Source organism: uncultured Oscillibacter sp. (genome assembly GCF_910587525.1).
Lineage (GTDB): Bacteria > Bacillota > Clostridia > Oscillospirales > Oscillospiraceae > Oscillibacter.
Window position 1 is genome coordinate 1 of sequence record NZ_CAJULS010000202.1, and the last position, 3,026, is coordinate 3,026.

Sequence of the window (3,026 nt, forward strand, 5' to 3'; positions counted from 1 at the left end):
GGCGCTTGCAGCCCAGCAGCTTGCAAAGGTCCATGATGGCGCCGCCGCCCACGGCAATGACGCGATCATAGGTGTCGTAGGGAATGGCGTCGTACATCACCTGGATCATTTCCTCGCTGGGCTCGCCGGCACCGAACTTCTCCTGGAAGACGAACTGGCACTTGAGGCCCAGGTCCTTCATGAAGGGGACGTAGATGAACTCGTTGGTCAGCACCACATCCCGCTCGTTCAGCTTGAACTCCTCCGCCATGGCGGCGAAGGTGTCGAATTTATACACGGTGGGGGCAAAGATGATCTCGCGCTTGTCGGCCATCAAGGCGGCGGAAAAAGCGTCCATTTGCTTAGCCATTGCTATCAATCTCCTTAAATAAAAATTTCGGTCGGGCCTCGTGTGCCCCAACTGGGGTATTTCAAAGGCTTGCAGGGAGCAAAGCCTCCCGCATTTCAGCCGCTTTACGGCTGAGAATACGTGCACCAGCGCCTGTCCGGCAAAGCCGGGCATAAGCGGGTATCCGGAGTTATCGCAGGGGCTCTGCCCCTGGCTTCGCCGCCTTACTTGCGGGAAATGGCCTTTTTCACGGCCTCCACAATGTTGGCCGCCCGCAGGCCGTAGGTGTCCATCAGGAACGCCTGGGGACCCACCTGGCCGAACTGGTCCTGCACACCCACAAACTCCTGGACGGTGGGGCAGTTCTTCGCCAGGCAGTTGGCCACCACGCTGCCCAGGCCGCAGGTGACGTTATGGTTCTCGGCGGTGACAATGGCCCCGGTCTCCCCGGCGGCTTTCAGCACCAGCTCCTCGTCCAGGGGCTTCCAGGTGAACATATCGATGACCCGGACGCTGATCCCCTCGGCCTGAAGGGCCTCATATGCTTTCAAACTTTCGTCCACCATGATGCCGGAGGTGATGATGGCCGCTTTGTCGTCTTCGCTCTCATGCAGGACAATGCCCTTGCCGATCTCAAACTCGCTGCCCTCGCCGTAGACCTGAATCACGTCCTTGCGGACAAAACGGGTGAAGCTCACACCCTCCACGTTGACGAGCCCCCGGGTGATGCTGGCCAGCTGGTCGTAGTCCGCCGGGTCCAGCACGGTGGTCTCAGGGATGCTCAGGTACATGGCGGCGTCCTCCAGGGGCATGTGGGTGCCGCCGTTGAAGGCGGCGGTGACGCCGGCGTCAGAGCCCAGAACGCGCACGCTCAACCCGGCGTAAGCCGCGCTCATGTAGATCTGGTCATAGCACCGGCGGCTGGAGAAGGTGCCGAAGGAGTGGAAGAAGACCTTCTTCCCCGTGGCGGCCAGGCCCGCGGCCACGCCGGCGGCGTTGCCCTCGGCGATGCCCGCCTCAAAGGCCCGGTCGGGGTAATTCTTGACCAGCTGCTTGGTATTGATGCAGCCCATCAGATCGCAGTCTACATACACGATGCTCTTGTCCTCGGCCATCAGCTCGTTCAGGGTCAGAGCCAGGCCGTCCCGGCAGGCCCGGGAGTCCTTTTCATGCTTGCCAATCAGTTTCACATTCATTTCTCTCACCCTCCTTTAAGCGTTCTTCGCGGCTTCCAGCTCTTTTTCGGAAGCGGCGATGGCCTCCAGCCACTGCTCCTCCTTGGGCTGGGAGGAGTGGTCGTGCTTGGGCTCGGCAAAGGTGGCGCCCTTGCCCTTGCTGGTGTTCAGCACGATGCAGCTGGGCACGCCCTTGGTCTCTTTGGCCTTTTGGATGGCGTTATAGATGGCGGTCACGTCGTGGCCGTCGATCTCCTGCACGTGAAGGCCGAAACCCGCCGCCTTTTTGGCGATGTCGCCGTGGGCCAGGATGTCGTCCGTGGAACCGTCCAGCTGGTAGCCGTTGTTGTCGATGAAGTAAATGATATTGTCCAGCTTGTGGGCATAGGCGAAGTGGAAGCCCTCCCAGACCTGGCCCTCGTCGGCCTCGCCGTCGCCGACGACGCAGTAGACATAGTTGTCCCGGCCGTCGATCCGGTTGCCCAGAGCCGCGCCGGTGGCGGTGGACACGCCCTGCCCCAGGGAACCGGTGGTCAGGTCCACGCCGGGGGTGAGCTTGCGGTCCGTGTGGCTGGGGAACTTGGTCCCCGGCTGGTTCAAAGTATAGGCCTCCTCCATGGGGTAGAAGCCCATCAGTCCGAAGGTGGCGTAGGCCACCGGGCCCGCGTGGCCTTTGCTGAGCACCAGCCAGTCACGGTCCTCCCAGCGGGGGTTCTTGGGGTCGTATTTCATGACCTCGCCGTACAGCACCGCCATCAGGTCCGCCAGATCTATGGACCCGCCCACATGGCCGAAGCCCCGGCTGTGGATCACTTTCAGTGTCTCCAGCCGGATCTCTGCTGCCAAAACCTTGAGATTTTTTTCGTTCATCAGCTCGTTCTTCCTTTCCATGTTTTAATGCTTGCCGCCCCCGGACCTCCACATGGGCACGAAACCGGCAGAGCAGGACTTCCAAAAACTGTGTGCGTTCACACAATTTGACACAATCCTCACCGGAGGCCTTATTCGTTGCGGCTTTATTCTACTCCTATTCAAACCACTCCGTCAATATCTGTTTGAATTTTCACAATGGATTGGGGAAAACGCAAAAAAAACCGCCGCATTTCACAACAAATCGCCAAAAAAACGGCGAAGCGGCGCGGCGTCTGCCGTGCCGCTTCGCAAAAACGGTAGGGATTGGACTTCATCCGCGGGGTCCTCTCCCCGCTTTTCTCACTGAGCGTTTTAACTATACTGGGTTCCGGCGCCCTCCACCATGGCATCGTAGGCCCGCTTGACCTTGTCATAGTTTTTATCCCGGTCCAGGGCCACGCCCCGGCCCACGCCGTCCACGATGCGGCCCACGCCGATGGCCTCCAGCTTCTCGTCGGTCTCCGCCAGCAGGGCGGGAGCGGAGCCGGGGTCTGTAGAGCGGCCATCGAAGATGATGTGGAGATACACCCGGCTGAGGCCGTTGTCCCGGGCCATTTCGCAGATGTTCAGCGGGTAGTCGATGCAGCCGTGGGAGGACTTGTAGGTCAGGT

General features: G+C 60.5%; 4 protein-coding genes and 1 pseudogene. All 5 read right to left on the minus strand.

The window, feature by feature from the left end:
* The coding region (locus QZ326_RS12395; RefSeq protein WP_365329274.1) for an iron-containing alcohol dehydrogenase at window positions 1–349 on the minus strand (349 nt) is incomplete at its 3' end.
* A 203-nt stretch (window positions 350–552) separates the two neighbouring features.
* Entirely contained in the window at window positions 553–1,524 is a 972-nt protein-coding gene (locus QZ326_RS12400) for a transketolase family protein (RefSeq protein WP_295745725.1), read from the minus strand.
* A 15-nt stretch (window positions 1,525–1,539) separates the two neighbouring features.
* The gene (locus QZ326_RS12405; RefSeq protein WP_295745727.1) at window positions 1,540–2,373 is read right to left on the minus strand and encodes a transketolase; all 834 of its coding nucleotides are present in this window, start codon (window positions 2,371–2,373) and stop codon (window positions 1,540–1,542) included.
* Window positions 2,374–2,534: 161 nt separating this feature from the next.
* Complete coding sequence (locus QZ326_RS12410) at window positions 2,535–2,690, minus strand: hypothetical protein (protein WP_295745730.1); 156 nt, start codon at window positions 2,688–2,690, stop codon at window positions 2,535–2,537.
* Between the two features lie 37 nt (window positions 2,691–2,727).
* Window positions 2,728–3,026: pseudogene (locus QZ326_RS12415) on the minus strand (phosphoglycerate mutase (2,3-diphosphoglycerate-independent)); the annotation flags it as partial.